General features: G+C 65.2%; 16 protein-coding genes and 1 pseudogene. 15 read left to right on the top strand and 2 right to left on the bottom strand.

What is annotated here, in order from left to right:
• Window positions 1-22 precede the first annotated feature (22 nt).
• A pseudogene (locus tag EOA29_RS09210) lies at window positions 23-466 on the bottom strand (anhydro-N-acetylmuramic acid kinase); the annotation flags it as partial.
• A 214-nt stretch (window positions 467-680) separates the two neighbouring features.
• Here EOA29_RS09210 and EOA29_RS09205 point away from each other — a divergent pair.
• The 6 genes from EOA29_RS09205 (at window position 681) to hpaR (ending at window position 6,353) form a co-directional block, all read left to right on the top strand.
• Entirely contained in the window at window positions 681-1,370 is a 690-nt protein-coding gene (locus tag EOA29_RS09205) for an SDR family NAD(P)-dependent oxidoreductase (protein ID WP_127220815.1), read from the top strand.
• A 186-nt stretch (window positions 1,371-1,556) separates the two neighbouring features.
• Window positions 1,557-2,408, top strand: a complete 852-nt coding sequence (locus EOA29_RS09200) for a MetQ/NlpA family lipoprotein (protein ID WP_127220814.1) — start codon at window positions 1,557-1,559, stop codon at window positions 2,406-2,408.
• A 91-nt stretch (window positions 2,409-2,499) separates the two neighbouring features.
• Complete coding sequence (locus EOA29_RS09195; RefSeq protein WP_127220813.1) at window positions 2,500-3,597, top strand: methionine ABC transporter ATP-binding protein; 1,098 nt, start codon at window positions 2,500-2,502, stop codon at window positions 3,595-3,597.
• Window positions 3,578-4,231, top strand: a complete 654-nt coding sequence (locus tag EOA29_RS09190; protein ID WP_126095409.1) for a methionine ABC transporter permease — start codon at window positions 3,578-3,580, stop codon at window positions 4,229-4,231. Before EOA29_RS09195 ends, EOA29_RS09190 begins: the two co-directional genes overlap by 20 nt.
• A gap of 224 nt (window positions 4,232-4,455) precedes the next feature.
• On the top strand, window positions 4,456-5,475 hold the full coding sequence (locus EOA29_RS09185; RefSeq protein WP_127220812.1) for an isopenicillin N synthase family oxygenase: 1,020 nt from the start codon (window positions 4,456-4,458) through the stop codon (window positions 5,473-5,475).
• A 473-nt stretch (window positions 5,476-5,948) separates the two neighbouring features.
• On the top strand, window positions 5,949-6,353 hold the full coding sequence (gene hpaR / locus EOA29_RS09180) for a homoprotocatechuate degradation operon regulator HpaR (protein WP_127220811.1): 405 nt from the start codon (window positions 5,949-5,951) through the stop codon (window positions 6,351-6,353).
• A 123-nt stretch (window positions 6,354-6,476) separates the two neighbouring features.
• On the opposite strand, the gene EOA29_RS09175 is transcribed toward hpaR, so the two are convergent.
• On the bottom strand, window positions 6,477-7,379 hold the full coding sequence (locus EOA29_RS09175; RefSeq protein ID WP_127220810.1) for a LysR family transcriptional regulator: 903 nt from the start codon (window positions 7,377-7,379) through the stop codon (window positions 6,477-6,479).
• A gap of 102 nt (window positions 7,380-7,481) precedes the next feature.
• On the opposite strand from EOA29_RS09175, the gene EOA29_RS09170 reads away from it, so the two are divergent.
• From EOA29_RS09170 to EOA29_RS09130, 9 genes are all read left to right on the top strand, one after another.
• Window positions 7,482-8,468, top strand: a complete 987-nt coding sequence (locus EOA29_RS09170; protein ID WP_127220809.1) for a zinc-dependent alcohol dehydrogenase family protein — start codon at window positions 7,482-7,484, stop codon at window positions 8,466-8,468.
• 49 nt (window positions 8,469-8,517) lie between these two features.
• Complete coding sequence (locus EOA29_RS09165; RefSeq protein ID WP_189478854.1) at window positions 8,518-9,039, top strand: hypothetical protein; 522 nt, start codon at window positions 8,518-8,520, stop codon at window positions 9,037-9,039.
• A gap of 262 nt (window positions 9,040-9,301) precedes the next feature.
• Window positions 9,302-9,952, top strand: coding sequence for a glutathione S-transferase family protein (locus EOA29_RS09160; protein ID WP_127220808.1), 651 nt, complete (start codon window positions 9,302-9,304; stop codon window positions 9,950-9,952).
• A 192-nt stretch (window positions 9,953-10,144) separates the two neighbouring features.
• Window positions 10,145-10,507, top strand: coding sequence for a hypothetical protein (locus EOA29_RS09155; protein WP_126096033.1), 363 nt, complete (start codon window positions 10,145-10,147; stop codon window positions 10,505-10,507).
• A 173-nt stretch (window positions 10,508-10,680) separates the two neighbouring features.
• Window positions 10,681-11,724 (top strand): substrate-binding domain-containing protein, encoded by a 1,044-nt coding sequence (locus tag EOA29_RS09150; RefSeq protein WP_127220807.1) that lies wholly within the window; start codon window positions 10,681-10,683, stop codon window positions 11,722-11,724.
• A gap of 36 nt (window positions 11,725-11,760) precedes the next feature.
• Window positions 11,761-13,032, top strand: coding sequence for an ABC transporter substrate-binding protein (locus tag EOA29_RS09145; RefSeq protein ID WP_127220806.1), 1,272 nt, complete (start codon window positions 11,761-11,763; stop codon window positions 13,030-13,032).
• Between the two features lie 84 nt (window positions 13,033-13,116).
• Entirely contained in the window at window positions 13,117-13,962 is an 846-nt protein-coding gene (locus tag EOA29_RS09140) for a sugar ABC transporter permease (protein WP_127220805.1), read from the top strand.
• A gap of 13 nt (window positions 13,963-13,975) precedes the next feature.
• On the top strand, window positions 13,976-14,821 hold the full coding sequence (locus EOA29_RS09135; protein ID WP_126095400.1) for a carbohydrate ABC transporter permease: 846 nt from the start codon (window positions 13,976-13,978) through the stop codon (window positions 14,819-14,821).
• Window positions 14,822-14,842: 21 nt separating this feature from the next.
• Window positions 14,843-15,536 (top strand): ABC transporter ATP-binding protein (locus EOA29_RS09130; protein ID WP_145969646.1); only part of this gene is annotated, 694 nt, incomplete at its 3' end.

Below are 15,536 nucleotides of genomic sequence, written 5' to 3'. Positions count from 1 at the left end.
CCTATGACTTCCGCTCGGCCGCCACGTCGGCCGAGCGGAAGTCATAGGCGACCTTGGTGCCGAGCAGCGCCGCCATCAGCTCGCCGTCGCCGAGCTGGCGCGTCCGGCCGATCCGCCCCGGCTGCGGGGCGCGGTGCAGCACCGTCTGGCCGTGGAAGCCGACGACGCCGATATCGGCCATGGTCATGCCCTGGCTCTCGACGAGATCCTTGACCGCGGCCGACTGAGCCCTCGTCAGCGCCTCCTCGGCCTCGCGGAAGATCGCCGGCTCCGGCCCTTCGAAATTCCACGCGCGGGCTTGGCGCAGGGTCTCTTCCAGAAGCGTGCGGATCGATTGCGGGTAGGGGGCTAAAGTGTAGGTGCCGAAGTCGGCGATGCGCTCGCCGTCGGTCTTGATCAGCGCCACGTCGATGTTGCCGTCGAGCACCGTGCCGGTCATCAGGCCGACGGCCCAGATTGGTTCCATGGTCGTTCCTCGAATCGCCGTTGGACCACGTGTCGGACGGATCGCTTCGGCAGGCAAGCCCTTCGCGACAGCCGGCGCTTGCCGCATAGGTCGGCGGCCTTTTTGCGCCAGACACCAGAAATGGAGTAACGCCGTTCTTGCCTCTTGTCGCGTAAGGCGCGAGCTTGTGCGACCATCGGCACCGGCCGAACGTCACATCCCAAGGAGGAACGACATGACAGCCAACGTCGCAGTGATCGCTGGCGCCGGGCAGGGCCTTAGCGCCTCGCTGGCGCGGCTTCTCAGCAAGGAAGGTTTCCGCGTCGTCCTCGCCGCCCGCAATGTCGACAAGCTGGCCGCGCTGGTCCAGGAGACTGGCGCCCAGGCGGTCGAAACCGATGTGTCGGATGCAGCCTCCGTCGCACGGTTGTTCGAGGCGGCCGACAAGGCCGGCTCGCTCGAAATTGCCGTCTTCAATGCCAGCGGCCGCACGCGCGGCCCGATCGCCGAGCTCGACCCCGAGGCGGTCAAGCAGGCCCTGCTCGTCGGCGCCTATGGCGGCTTCCTCGTCGGCCAGCAGGCGGCGCGCCGGCTCATGGCGCGCGGCTCCGGCTCGATCCTGTTCACCGGCGCCACCGCAAGCCTCAAGGGCTTCTCCGGCTCGGCCGGCTTTGCCATGCCGAAATTCGGGCTTCGCGGGCTGGCACAGTCGATGGCGCGCGAGCTTGGTCCGAAGAACATCCATGTCGCGCACTTCATCATCGACGGCCAGATCGAGCCGCCCGGACAGGCGGCCGATCCGGACCGCCCCGATCGTCGCCTGTCACCCGACGCGATCGCCGAAACATACCTTGCGGTCCACCGCCAGCATCGCAGCGCCTGGAGCTTCGAGGTCGAGCTCAGGCCCTGGGTCGAGGCGTTCTGACGATCATTCGTCAACTGCCCGGTAGCTGCCGTTCTCCAAGTCATAAAATCTTTGAGAGAATATTTTCCGCGTTCCGTTCGATAGGAAATGCGCTTCTTTGCCTGGCCGGGCAGCATTGGCGATGCTGATATCAAGGCTTCGCATTCCGCCAGGCCGAAATGATTTCAGGATCGCAAGGAACGCATCATGTCCGAACGCGGCAACGCTTCAAATTTTCTCGCTACGTCAATCACCAGGCGCGCCGGACTTGCCGCGCTTCTCGCCGCGACATTTGCCGTCATCGGCCTTACCGCGCCGTCGCCGTCCTTCGCCGAGGACAAGAAGGCGATCAAGGTCGGCATCCTCAGCGGCGAGGATGAGGATGTCTGGCGCGTCGTCACCGCCGAGGCGGCCAAGAAAGGGCTGACGATCGAGGCCGTGGTCTTCAACGATTATACCCAGCCCAACGAAGCGCTGGAACGCGGTGAGATCGACGCCAACGCCTTTCAGCACAAGCCCTATCTCGACAACCAGATCAAGACTCAAGGGTATCACATCGTGCCGGTCGGCTATACCGGCGTCTGGCCGATCGGCCTCTACTCGAAAAAGCATGGCAAAGTCGCCGACCTGCCGGAAGGCGCAGTCATCGGCCTGCCGAACGATCCCTCCAATGAGGGCCGCGCGCTGCATGTCCTGGAGCATGAGGGCCTGATCAAGCTGAAGGACGGCACCGGCATCCTGGCCACGACCGCCGACATTGCCGAGAACCCGAAGAAGCTGGAGATCAAGGAACTCGACGCCGGCATCGTCGGCCGTTCGGTCGACGATCTCGACGCGGCCGTGGTCAACACGGACTGGGCCTTGAAAAGCGGTCTCACGCCGGAAAACCGCATCGCGCAGGAGTCGATTGCCGACAATCCCTACCGCAACTTCATCGCGGTCAAGGCCGGCAGCGAGAACGAGCCCTGGGTGAAAACCCTGGTCGCCGCCTATCAGAACGAGACGGTGAAGGCCGAGTTCGACAAGGTCTACAAGGGCACCGGCATCAGCGCCTACTGATCGCCTTCGGCGGCATCTCGATCAAGCCGGCGGTCCGCGTCAAAGCGGACCGCCATCGCATTGCCGGAAGCGGATGGAAACAGGAACAGCGATGAACCAGCATGTCACGGCGCCGGCCGAAACAACGGACCCGGTGCCGGTCGGCGCGGTCCCGGCGGAAGATGTTGTGCGTCTCGTCGACCTCAAGCGTCGCTTCGGCGCGACGGCGGCGCTCGACGGCGTCTCGCTTACGGTGCGGAAGGGCGAGATCCTCGGCATCATCGGCCGCAGCGGCGCCGGCAAGTCAACGCTGATCCGCTGCCTGAACGGCCTGGAGCAGCCGGATTCGGGCGAGGTCTTCATCGAGGGCCGTGAGATCAGCCGCCTCGGTGAGCGTGAATTGCAGCCGCTGCGCCGTCGCATCGGCATGGTCTTCCAGCACTTCAACCTTCTGTCGGCGAAGACCGTCGAGGAAAACGTCGCGCTGCCGCTCAAGATCGAAGGTCGGCCGCACGCCGAGCGCCTGGCGCGCGCCGCCGAACTGCTGCGGCTCGTCGGCCTGTCCGAGAAAGCCAAGGCCTATCCGGCCTCGCTCTCGGGCGGGCAGAAGCAGCGCGTCGGCATTGCCAGGGCACTCGCCGCGCGACCGGCATTGCTGCTGTCCGACGAAGCGACCTCGGCGCTCGATCCGGAGACGACGCGCTCGATCCTCGCATTGCTCAAGGACATCAATTCCAGGCTCGGTCTCACCATCCTGCTCATCACCCATGAGATGGAGGTGATCCGTTCGATCGCCGACCGCGTGGCGGTGATCGACGCCGGCCGGATCGTCGAGGAAGGCGCCGTGTGGCAGGTCTTCGCCAATCCGAAATCAGAGATCACGCGCAGCCTGCTCGGCGCCATCCGGCCGCAACTGCCGCCCGAGATTGCCAACCGGCTGGTCGCCGGCGAGGGCGCGGAAACAATCCTTAAGGTCGATGTAGCCGGCGAAGCGGCGCGTGGTCCGCTGCTGTCCGATCTGAGCGCCAGTGTGCCCGGCCCGATCCGCCTCGTGCATGGCGGCATCGACCATGTCCAAGAGCAACCTGTCGGCACGCTGTTCCTCGCCGTCCCCGGCGCCGACGCGGCGCGTCTTGCGCGAACAATCGCATTCCTGAAGGACCGCCACGCGCGGGTGGAGGTGCTTGGCCATGTCGCCAGTCCTGTTTGAGCTTCTCATCCGCTCGATCTGGGAGACGGTCCTGATGACGGGCGCATCCGGCCTCATTTCGCTGGTGTTCGGCCTGCCGCTTGGGCTGGCGCTGGTCGCCACCGATCGCGGCGGCATTGCCGAAAACCTGTGGGTGAACCGCATCCTCGGCGCTTTGATCAACGGCTTCCGCTCGGTTCCTTTCATCATCCTTCTGGTGGCGCTGATCCCGGTGACGCGGCTGATCGTCGGCACGTCGATCGGCACCTGGGCGGCGATCGTGCCGCTGTCGATCGCTGCAACGCCCTACTATGCCCGCATCGCCGAAGTGTCGCTGCGCGAGGTCGATCACGGCCTGATCGAGGCGGCCCGCGCCATGGGCGGCAACCGCTGGACAATCATCCGCGAGGTGCTGGTGCCGGAAGCGCTGCCTGGCATCGTCGCCGGTTTCACGGTGACGCTGGTGACGCTCGTCGGCGCCTCGGCCATGGCCGGCGCCATCGGCGCCGGCGGTCTCGGCGACCTTGCTATCCGCTACGGCTACCAGCGTTTCGAGACCAGCGTCATGATCGCCGTGGTTGTCGTGCTGATCGTGCTGGTCTGCGGCATCCAGTGGATAGGCGACCGGCTGGTCGCGCGGCTGGATCATCGCTGATGAGCGACACCCGACAAGCGCATCGAACGCAATTTGCCGCAAAAGCCGGGAATTGAGCGGCGGCTTGCTCCGTTTGCAATGAGATTGGTCGGCGCGTTTCTTCACCCGCAGTGACGCGCATGTCATCGTGCGGTGGGGTCACCAGAGCAATTCCAGGAAAGTGCACAGCGGTTTTTCGTCCGGAATTGCGAAAGACAAAGAGTTGCCGCAAGAGGAGCCTGTCCATGGCCAGAATAATCCCGGTGCTCGATCTCGACCGCCTTGAGCAGGGCGCGTCGGAACTGCGGACTTTCTTGCTTGATCTGCGAACGGCGGCCCGCGATGTCGGCTTCTTCTACCTCAGCGGCCACGGCATAGCGCAGTCCGATATCGACGCGGTGCTCAATGCCGCGCGCCACTTCTTTGCCTTGCCGGAAGCTGACAAGCTCGCCATCGAGATGGTGAAGTCGCCGCAATTCCGCGGCTACACGCGCGCCGGCGGCGAACTGACCAGAGGCAAGGCCGACTGGCGCGAGCAGCTCGATATCGGCGTCGAGCGCACGACCATCACGCAAGGGCCGGGCGTGCCGGCCTGGACGCGGCTGCAGGGCCCGAACCAGTGGCCTTCGGCGCTGCCCGAGCTGAAGCCGGCGCTGCTTGCCTGGCAGGCGAAGGCGACGGAGGTCGCGATCCGCCTGCTCAAGGCCTTCGCGCTCTCGCTCGACCAGCCGGAAGACGCCTTCGATCCGATCTATCGCGGCGAGCCCAACCATCGCATGAAGATCGTGCGCTATCCCGGCCGCGACGCCACCGGTGACGACCAGGGCGTCGGCGCGCACAAGGATGGCGGGTTTCTCACCCTCCTGCTGCAGGACGAGAACAAGGGGCTGCAGGTCGAATATGACGGCAGTTGGGTGAATGTGGATCCGATTCCGCGGACGCTCGTGGTCAACATCGGCGAGCTGCTCGAACTTGCCTCGAATGGGTATCTCAGGGCAACCGTGCACCGTGTCGTCACGCCGCCGGCCGGTGTCGAGCGGATCTCGGTTCCGTTCTTCTTCAGCGCCCGGCTCGACGCGACGATCCCGCTGCTCGACCTGCCGGAAGAGCTGGCGGCCGAAGCGCGCGGTCCGGCCAGCGATCCCGACAATCCGCTGTTCCGCAACGTCGGAACCAATGTACTGAAGAGTCGGCTGAGATCGCACCCCGACGTGGCGCGGCGGCACTATGCAGATCTGCTGGAAAAGGCGGCGGCCACCGGCTGAGATTTTGCTGCTGCCTGCGCGAGATTTTTTCGCGATTTGGCTATTTTTTGGAATTCTGTTCGTCGCAAACCGGCCGGCTGAAGCCCAAATAACGGGTGTCGTCCGGTGTTTTCCTCCCATTGCGCCGGGCGATGTTCCCCTCTGAAGGTTATGACCTTCATTCTTTGGCCGGGCCGCTTTCGCGCCCGGCCTTTTTCTTTGGCGCAAGGACATCGCTCGTGTCGGCATTCGACCGGCCCGATGAAGGAGCCCGACATCGTTGATCTTATAATTAACATGTAAATTAGGTCTTGACGCGGAATGCCAAGCATCGTTTTTAAGCCAATGCTGCTTCCGTGGACGGGATTGCCGCTCTCGGCAAGGCCGCGGATAGAGCTGCGATACGAGCATTAATATTTTGCCGCAAGTTGTATTGTATTGGATTTCTCGGAGACCTGAATTTGCTGCCGTCCAACCCCCGTCGCTCTTTGCCGATGGCTCTTCTGCGCGCTCGCGAAGTGATCATGGCGCATTTTCGGCCGATGCTTGTCCGCCACGACATCACCGAGCAGCAATGGCGCGTGCTGCACGTGCTTGCCGAAACCGGGCCGCTGGAAGCGACCGAGCTCGCCAACCGCGCCTCGATCCTGCCGCCCAGCCTCACCCGCATCATCAGAGCGATGGAGGAGCGGGCATTCATTACCCGCAACAAGGTCAAGGATGACGGCCGCCGCGCCCTGCTCGCCATCAGCCCGGCCGGCGTGGCGCTGGTCGAAGAACTGGCGCCCGAGCGCTTCGCTATCTACGAGGCGATCGAGAAGCGCTACGGCGCCGAAGAGCACGCGCGCCTGCTGGATATGCTGGAAAACCTGATCCAGTCGGAGTCGACCGAGAGCTGAGGGGCCGAACCTCGTCCGGCCGGGGGCGGGTCACCTGCGACGCGCTCCAGCTTCTTTGGATGCTGTTCCCGCCGAAGGCTGGCGCGGCCGGTCTAGTTGCAAAGCCTGAAATCGGCGTAAGAGCTAAGCCATGAATCGCGGCAGCCCTGCCGCCAGCGCATCGATGGCCAGCCGCACCTTCAGCGGCAGATGCGGCGTTTGCAGCCAGAGCGCGTGGCAGTCGTAGAGATAGTCCGCCTGGTCCTGCAGCAGCCGCACCAGCGCGCCGGCTTCGATGCGTCGGCGCACCAGCCAGTGCGGAAGCCAGGCAAGACCCATGCCGTCGGTCGCAGCATCGGCAATCGCGTCGAGGTCGTCGAGCCGTAGCCGGCCGGCAGGTGCGATCTCGGTCACGGAACCGTCGTCGCGCGGGAACAGCCATGGCTGCAACACCTGGCCGAGCCGCCGGTAGATGATCGCCTGATGATCGGCAATGTCCTCCAGGCCAAGCGGCCGGCCGAACCTCTCGATGTATGACGGCGAAGCACAGACGATCATGCGCTGACGCGCGACGCGGCGAGCGATGATGCCGGCCCTGTCGTCGAGCGTACCGGTGCGGATCGCCAGATCGAAGTTGTCCTCGACGAGGTCGGCGAAGCGGTCGCTGAGCGACAGGTCCAACTCCAGCGTCGGATACCGGCGCGCGAGCTCGAGCAGGACCGGCGTGACGCAGTGGCGGCCGAAATGCGCTGGCATCGTCACGCGCAGTTTGCCGTGCGGCTCCGACAACTGGTCGGCCGCCAGCGCATCCGCGGCCTCCACCTCCGCCAGCACGATGCGGCAGCGCTCGTAATAGGCGCGCCCGAAATCGGTCAGGCTCTGCCGTCGCGTCGTGCGGTTGATGAGGCGCACGCCCAGACGCTCTTCGAGGAAGCGGACATGCTTGCCGACCATCGGGCCCGACAGGTCGAGCGCCGCCGCGGCGGCCGCGAACGAGCCGAGATCGACAGCCCTGACGAACACGTCCATGCTTTCGAGGCGATCCATATTCAAAACTGCTAGTTTCGACTGTTCTGCTTGAAGCCTGATTTATCGCCGCAGAAGGCGTCTGCATAGTCGATTCCATCATTTTGATTTGGAGTTGCATGGATGGCAAGGGTCGTTCGCTTCCACGCTCACGGCGGTCCGGAGGTGCTGCGCATCGAGGATGTCGAGGTGCCGCCGCCTGGTCCGGGTGAGCTGCGGATCCGCGTCAAGGCGCTGGGCTTGAACCGCGCCGAGGCCCTGATGCGCAAGGGCGCCTATATCGAGACGCCGGCGCTGCCGTCTGGCCTCGGCCTCGAGGCGGCGGGCATCGTCGAGGCGATCGGCGACGGCGTCGATGGTCTTGCGCCGGGCGACGCGGTCAGCATCATCCCGCCGCGCTCGATGGCGCGCTGGCCGGCCTATGGCGAGCTCGTCAGCTTTCCGGCCGAACTCGTCGTCAAGCATCCGCCATCGCTCGGCTTCGAAGCCGCCGCCGCGACATGGATGCAGTATCTCACCGCCTATGGCGCGCTGGTCGACATCGCCCGTCTCGGCCGCGGCGAGTCCATCGTCATCACTGCCGCGTCGAGCAGCGTCGGGCTGGCCGCGATCCAGATCGCCAACAGCATCGGCGCCGCGCCGATTGCGGTGACACGGACATCGGCCAAGACAGCGGCGCTGCTCGATGCCGGCGCCGCCTATGTCGCGGCCTCGCATGAAGAGGACCTCGAAGCGCGGCTGAAGGCGATCGCGCCTGAGGGCGTGCGCGTCGTCCTCGACGCGGTCGGCGGCCCGATCTTCACGCCGCTGACGGCGGCGATGTCGCGCGGCGGCATCCTCATCGAATATGGCGGCTTGAGCCCCAAGCCGACGCCGTTCCCGCTCTTCGAGGTGCTGGCCAAGACGCTGACGCTGCGCGGCTACCTCGTCCACGAAATCACCGGCGATCCGGCCCGGTTGGAAGCGGCCAAGCGCTTCATTTTGGGCGGCCTAGCGGCTGGCGCGCTGAAGCCGGTGATCGCGAGGACCTTCCCGTTCGACGAAATCGTCGAGGCGCACCGCTTCCTCGAATCCGGCGAGCAGTTCGGCAAGGTCGTGGTGACGGTTTGAAGCTTGCGAAGGATTTGAGCTAAGCTTCGCCGCGTTGGAGGCACATTTCATGGCCGAACGTCCGGGTCGAGGGGAAAGCAACGGAGCTGTCGCGAGCGGTCTTGCCGACGACGATCCTCGTCTTGGGCTCATCTACCAGGAGGCGGTGAGAGGTCTCACTCATCAGCAGAGCGTCGTGGAGAACATGAATACCCGCGCCGGCAGCCTTATCTTCGCCACCGCATTCGCGAATTCGTTGCTCGGCGGCGCTGCCCTTTCCGACGGGCTCGGGCTTTGGGACTGGATCGCGGTGGCCCTGCTGTTCGGCATCGGCGGGCTGATCGTCTTCATGCTTTGGCCCTATCACCAATACGCATTCCGCTTCGATCCGGAAGAGCTGCTCGATCAATATGTCGATGGCGACAGGCCGGCAACGATGTCGGCCATGCGCCGCGCGCTTGCCCTGCGCATCAAGGCGGACATGGCCAGCAACTGGCGGATTATCCAGCGGCTGCGGGTGGCGTTGCAGATCGCGCTGTTCTTTCTGTTGCTCGATATCCTGGCCTGGCTCTTCGCGATTGCCGCCGTTTGATCCGGAGCCGGCGTCATCGGCCCATGGTTCCTGCCGCCGGGCTGATCTCCGATGGTAAGTGCGAAAGGTTTCGGGTTGTCGGTGGCGCCCGCACGCCGAAGGCTCGGACCGTGAAAATCCCTCGGTCAAAGAAAACGAGGGGAGTTGTCGGGCGCCGCGGCGGTCGTTCGTCCTTGGGTGCAAAGCGCAAGAAGCTGAATAGCTGAAAGATCGTCGCAATCATGCACATCACGCTCGCCAGTCATGCACCCGGAGATCGCCAGTGACTCCCACCATCACCGCCTTTGAACGGTCGCCCGACGGCGGCAGGGGGCAGGCGCGCGATATGCGCGTTCGCTGGGCGCTCGAGGAAGTCGGCCAGCCATACGACGTCCGTCTCCTCTCGTTGAGCGCCATGAAGCAACCCGCGCATCTTGCGATCAATCCATTCGGGCAGATTCCGACCTATGAGGAAGGCGATCTCTGCCTGTTCGAGTCCGGGTCGATCGTGCTCCATATCGCGGAACGGCATGCGGGCCTGCTGCCTGAGAACGCAAACGCCCGGGCACGTGCCATCACCTGGATGTTTGCTGCGCTCAGCACGATCGAGCCGCCGATCCTGGAACGCGAAACCGCCGTGCTCCTCGAGCGCGACGCGCCGTGGCACGCTGAACGCCTGCCCATGGTCGAGGATCGCATACGCAAGCGGCTCAGCGAACTTTCCCGTCACCTTGGCGATGCCGACTGGCTCGACAGCGCGTTCAGCGCCGGCGACCTGGTCATGGTCGGCGTGCTGCGCCGGCTGAACAGATCGGGGCTGCTGGGCGAATTTCCGAACCTCGCCGCCTATGTCGCCCGCGCCGAAGCGAGGCCGGCGTTCAGGCGGGCGTTCGATGCGCAGTTGGCGGTTGCCAGGGCTGCGTCGGGTGGGTGACGAGGCGGCTGTCTCGATGCGGCGGCGACGTCGGCAATATGCCGATCTCGGCCGTTCCGCCGGCCTCTCCGTCCTCCAGAGGCGGACGTCTCGACCCGATGCAGATAGGCGGCGGGCACTTCTGCGGAGTGACTTCGGCCGGTAGGGGCTCTAAACTTGAATGCCTTTCTGCCGTCACATAGAGCGCGCCGCATGCCCCGCTTTCTCGCCGTCTACACCATGAAACCCGAAGACCTCGCCCGCTTTCGCAGCCTGCCCAAGCCCGAGCAGGACGCGATCGACGCCGTCGGGTTAAAGCGGTGGGCGGACTGGGAGGAGAGGAACGCCGCATCGTTCCCCGATCGTGGCGGCATGGTCGGCAAGACGATGCGCGTAACCAAGGACGGCATCGCCCGCGCTGTGAACCCCTTCTGCGGCTACATCGTCGTTGAGGCCGAAACCATCGAGGCCGCCGCCCGCCTCTTCGAGAACCATCCGCATTTCTCTGTCTTTCCAGGAGACGGCGTGGACATCATGCCCTTCCTCACCGACCCCGGCGCCCTGACCTCCGCCTGAGTCGCTTTGCCTTTCAATGCACCACCGCTGAAAGGCGTGCGGCCGGATGGTTTCGGACACGGCAGCTTTGGCGATCCTGACGTCGCAGCTCGCTTTGCGCAAAAATTTAAAACGTTTGCAATTCCAAAAAAGGTGATTACAAACGTTTCAACATCGCGTTCAGGGAGGAACGATTGCCGGCCCGCGTCACCACGCTGAAGGAGCTTGCCGCAAGCCTCGGCCTGTCGATCACGACGGTGTCGCGGGCGCTTGCCGGCCATCAGCAGATCGCCCTGAAGACGCGCGAGCGCGTCGCCCAGGCGGCGCGTCAGGCCGGCTATGTGCCCAACACCGCGGCGCGCACGCTGGTTTCCGGGCGCAGCGGTTTCGTCGGTCTGGTGCTGCCGATCCGCGGGCCCAATCTGGTCGATTCCTTCCTCGGCGAATTCGTCACCGGGCTCGGCGAGGGCCTGGTGTCGCATGGCGCCGATCTCATCCTCGCCACCGCGGCGCAAGACCAGGCCGAGATCGCGGTATTGCGCCATGTCGTCGAATCCGGGCGCGCCGATGGCGTCGTCGTCACCCGTATTGCCGAGGTCGACGAGCGGCTCGCCTATCTGCGCCGGCGCGGCTTTCCCTTCGTCGCCCACGGCCGGCAACTCGACAGCGACTTTGCCTACAACTGGCTCGACACCGACGGCGCGCATGCTTTCGGCGAAGCCTTCGACATGCTCTACGATCTCGGCCATCGCCATTTCGGCCTGGTGACGATTTCCGAGCCGATGACCTTCCGACATCTGAGGCAGGACGGTCTTGCCGCCGCGATTGCGCGTCGCGGCGATCCGTCGGTGCGGCTCGACGTGGCCACTGCCCCGCGCTTCGACCGCGGCGCCCGCATCCAGGCCGTCAACCGGATGCTGCACGGGCCTGAGCGTCCGACCGCCATCGTCGCCCTGTTCGACGAGCTTGCGCTGACAGTGATGGAAGAGGCGTCACGCGCCGGGCTCACGGTGCCGCGCGACCTCTCGGTCATCGGCTTCGACAATGTCGTCGCCTCGGCCTATGCGCCTCCGGGCCTCACCACTTTCGACGCCTCGATCCGCCAGTGCGCGCGCGAGATCGCCGACATGCTGCTCACCGTTATCGCCGACAGACCTGCTGAGCCGCTGACGCGGCTGATCCGGCCGACGCTGGTGCCGAGGGCGAGCCATGGACCCGCGCCGAGAACAAGAAGCTGATGCCGCCATGACGGCGCCTATAGAGGGAGGAAGAGCATGAAGACGATGTTGAAAAGACTGGCGGGTGCCGCGCTGGCCTTGTCGCTTGCCGCCGGCGCCGCCCAGGCCCAGCAGGTGCTGTTCTGGTCGACCCAGGCGCGCCCGGTCGAGGAAACGCAGAAGATGCGCGACCAGGTGCTGAAAGGCTTCGACGGTCCCGTCGACTATCAGGTCGCCGAGGACGGCCCCTGGCTCACCCGCCTGCAGGCTGAGTTGCAGACAGGCTCCGGCACCATCGGCCTGCTCGGCGGCCTGCACGGCGATTTCTCCACCGTCGGCGCCAGCCTTGTCGATCTCTCCGCCGTCGATGTCGGAGGAGTCAAGGTGAACGAGGCCTACAAGAAGCTCGGCACGCTCGGCACCGGCGAGCAAAAATACATGCCCTGGATGCAGGCAACCTTCCTGATGGCGGCCAACAAGCAGGCGCTGCAATATCTGCCGCCGGGCGTCGATCTCAACGCCATCACCTACGACCAGCTGATCGAGTGGGCGAAGACTATCGCCGAAAAGACCGGCTCGCCGAAATTCGGCTTCCCGGCCGGCCCGAAGGGGCTGAAGCACCGCTTCTTCGAGGGCTTCCTCTATCCGTCCTACACCGGCTCGATGGTCACCAAATTCCGCTCGGCCGAGGCCGAGACCGCCTGGAACAAGTTCAAGGAGCTGTGGCAGTACACCAACCCGAACTCGACCAATTACGCCTTCATGCAGGAGCCGCTGCTGTCGGGTGAAGTCTGGGTGGCGTTCGACCATGTCGCGCGCCTTGCCGATGCCTTCAACCAGAAGCCCGACGACTTCGTCGCCTTCCCGGCGCCGGCCGGCCCCGCCGGCCGTGGCTTCATGCCGGTGGTGGCCGGCGTCGCCATTCCGAAGACCTCGCCGAATGCGGACAAGGCCAAGGCCCTGGTCGCCTATATGCTGAAGCCGGAAACGCAGATCGCGACGCTGAAGGCGACCAATTTCTTCCCCGTCGTCGACGTCAAGCTGCCCGACGATGTGCCGGCCTCGGTGAAGGCCTTCGCGCCGGTCATCGCCACCATGACCAGCGCCCCGGATGCGTTGCCGGCACTACCCCCGATGGGGCTCGGCGATCTCGGCGGCAAGTTCAACCAGGTCTACACCGACAGTTTCGAGCGCATCGTGCTCGGCGGCGAGGATGTGCACGGCGTGCTCGAAGAGCAGGCGGCGACGCTCAAGGCGATCCTCGACCAGGCGAAGGCGCCGTGCTGGGCGCCCGACAAGCCGTCCGAAGGGGCTTGTCCAGTCGAATAGGATCCTCCCGAGGGGGCGCCCGGAGTTTGTTGCACTCTGGGCGCCCGGACCGCAGCACTGTCGCAGCGCGCAAGGACAAACACCATGAACGGCAAGGCTCTGCCCTATCTGCTGCTGATGCCGGCGACTTTGTTCCTGTGCGTCTTCTTCCTCTACCCCTTCGTGCTCGTCGCCTTCGAGGCGATGACCCGCGACGGCGTCTTCACGCTCGACAATTTCCGCACCATGGCCGCCAGTTGGAAGTTTCCGGCCACCGTCCGCAACACGCTGCTGCTGGCCGCGATCGTCGTGCCGATCCAACTTGCCATGGCGCTTCTGATGGCGAGCGTCGTGTCGCGGCTGGAGACCGGGCGCAGCGCGGCGCTTTACATCTTCGCCATTCCGCTCGGCATTTCCGACCTTGCCGCCGGCCTGATCTGGCTCGCCATCTTCGACCAGTCCGGTTTCCTCAACACGCTGCTTTCCGGGCTCTGCATCGTCGACCGGCCGATCATGTTCCTCGGCTACCAGAGCAAGCTCACGATCTTCATTGCCGTCGTGCTGGCCGAGATCTGGCGCGCCACCGCGATCATGATGGTCATCCTCGTCGCCGGCATGGGGCTGATCCCCAAGGAATATTATGAGGCCGCCGAAGTGTTCGGTGCCGGGCCGTGGAAGCGCTTCGTGCGCATCACGCTTCCCCTTCTGCGACCGTCGCTGCAGACGGCGATCATCCTGCGCGTCATCCTTGCCTTCGAGGTCTTCGCCGTCGTCGCGGCCCTTGGCGGCACCAATCTGCCGGTGCTGATGGGCGAGACCTACAACTGGCAATTCACGCTGCAGGACCGCAATGTCGCCGCCGCCTCGGCGCTGCTCATCCTTGCCATCTCGATCGGCTTCACGCTGTTCTTCCTGAGAGTGCTGCGCGTGCCCAGGGAGGCACGGATATGAAGGAGCCCAGGATATGAGCGCCGTCGCCGAGGCGCCGGCCGTCGCGATGGCTGACGCCCGCAAGGCCGGCGACTGGCTGCTCGTCGCCACCGCCATCCTGCTTTGCATCTGGGTGCTGCTGCCGATCTACCTGCTGATCGTCAACGCGCTGTCGTCGCCGCAGGACGTGACCGGCTTTCCCAAGCGCTTCTTCCCGTCCTTCGATCTCGGCAGCCTCGCCTTCTTCATCAACTTCGCCGGTGTCGCCAGGGCGCTGTGGAACTCGGTGCTCGTCGCCACGCTGACGATGATCCTGTCCATCGGCTTCGGCGCGCCGGCCGGCTACGCGCTGTCGCGGTTCGATTTCCCGGGCAAGGGAACGTTCCGCTTCCTGGTGCTGATGACCCGCGCCTTCCCATTGCCGCTGCTCGCGCTGCCGCTGGCGGTGATGTTCATCCGCACCGGGCTCGACGACACCGCGCTCGGCCTGGCGCTGGTGCACACCACGCTGGCGCTGCCCTTCGCCGTGCTCATCACCTTCTCGCTGTTTTCCGGCATCCCGGTCGAGCTGGAAGAGGCGGCCTGGACGCTCGGCTGCACCCGATGGCAGGCCTTTCGCAAGGTGATCCTCCCGCTGGCGCTGCCGGGCATCGCAGCTTCGGCGGTGTTTGCTTTCACCATCTCCTGGAACGAGGTCTTCGCCGCTGCCGTGCTCACCATCGAGAACCGCACGCTGACCGCCTTCCTGCTGCAGAGCCTCGGCGAATCGCCGCTCTACCTCAAATTCGCCGGCGGCGCGGCGCTCGTCGTGCCGGCGCTGATCTTCATCTTCGCCGTCCGGAAATATCTGTTCGCCATGTGGGGGATCGCCAACCGATGACGCGCGAGAGGAAGAACGCTCATGGCTGAAATCGCCATCAAGGGAGTGGCCAAGCGCTTCGGCGGCTTCACCGCGCTGCATCAGGTCGACCTCGCCGTCGCCGACCAGGAATTCATGGTGCTGCTCGGCGCTTCCGGCTGCGGCAAGACCACGCTGCTCAGGATCGTCGCCGGGCTGGAGACGCACAGCCAGGGCGAGGTCTGGATCGGCGGCCGCCGCGTCGACCATCTGCCGCCGCGCGACCGCGGCATCGCCATGGTGTTCCAGAACTATGCCGTCTTCCCGCATCTGACGGTGTTCGAGAACATCGCGTTCGGCCTGCGCATGAAGAAGCTGCCGCAGCAAGAGGTCGAGCGCCGCGTCAACCGCACCGCCGAACTGATGCATATCGAGCAGCTTTTGAAGCGCTACTCGGGCCAGCTTTCCGGCGGCCAGCGTCAGCGCGTCGCCGTCGCCCGCGCGCTTGCCATGGAGCCGGACGTCATCCTGATGGACGAGCCGCTGTCCAACCTCGACGCGCTGCTCAGGCTGGAGATGCGGGCCGAGCTAAAAGGCGTGCTCGCGGCCTCGAAGACCACGACCATCTATGTCACCCACGACCAGGTCGAGGCGATGAGCCTCGCCGATCGCATCGCCGTCATGCATCAGGGCCGCATCGTCCAGGCGGCGTCGCCGGTCGACGTTTACCGCAATCCGGCCGCCGGCTTCGTCGGCT

The organism is Mesorhizobium sp. M1E.F.Ca.ET.063.01.1.1, from assembly GCF_003998155.1.
GTDB lineage: Bacteria > Pseudomonadota > Alphaproteobacteria > Rhizobiales > Rhizobiaceae > Mesorhizobium.
The sequence above is the reverse complement of the archived record's forward strand: the minus strand, read 5'-3'. Positions and strand labels throughout refer to the sequence as shown.